Here is a 464-nt window from a genome sequence, read left to right as displayed (position 1 = left end):
AATAAAAACTCTGTAAGAGGGGCAACTTGTGGCTAAAAACTTTATACTTTCTATTTCAGAAGATTACCCCGAGAGTTACTGGCTGAAGATAAAGATGTTGTCGGGTGAGGAATCTGGGGTATTTAAAGAGGGTGTGGCTGTAAGCAAGGATATAAAGGTCTGCTTCGAGGCATCAAAAAGGGTCAGCTTCTCAAAACTCTTGAGCTATGATTTTTTTTACAGTGACGGCCCGAATTTGATTTCGCCTAGGCTCTACGAATTAATGAAGGCAGAAGGAATTTCTGGTGTTCAGTTCGTGGATGCGGATCTACTGATAGGTGAGGTTGCCTATACTGGCTACAAAGTGTTAAATGTGATTGATAAATCGCCAGCTTTTAACTTGAAGGAGTCCATTAGCGAGCCATTGCTTAGTTACATGCCAGATGGCCCTAGATGCTTCAGTAAGATAGTATTGGACGATGAGG

1 protein-coding gene is annotated in these 464 nt (G+C 42.0%); it reads left to right on the top strand.

All coding sequences use genetic code 11. The features are described from left to right. Positions 1-28 precede the first annotated feature (28 nt). The coding region (locus QWI17_RS06065; protein ID WP_302721625.1) for a hypothetical protein at positions 29-464 on the top strand (436 nt) is incomplete at its 3' end.

The organism is Gilvimarinus gilvus (assembly GCF_030518155.1).
In the GTDB taxonomy this organism is placed as follows: domain Bacteria; phylum Pseudomonadota; class Gammaproteobacteria; order Pseudomonadales; family Cellvibrionaceae; genus Gilvimarinus; species Gilvimarinus gilvus.
Note: the sequence above shows the minus strand (reverse complement) of the source record. Positions and strands in the feature narration are given on the sequence as shown.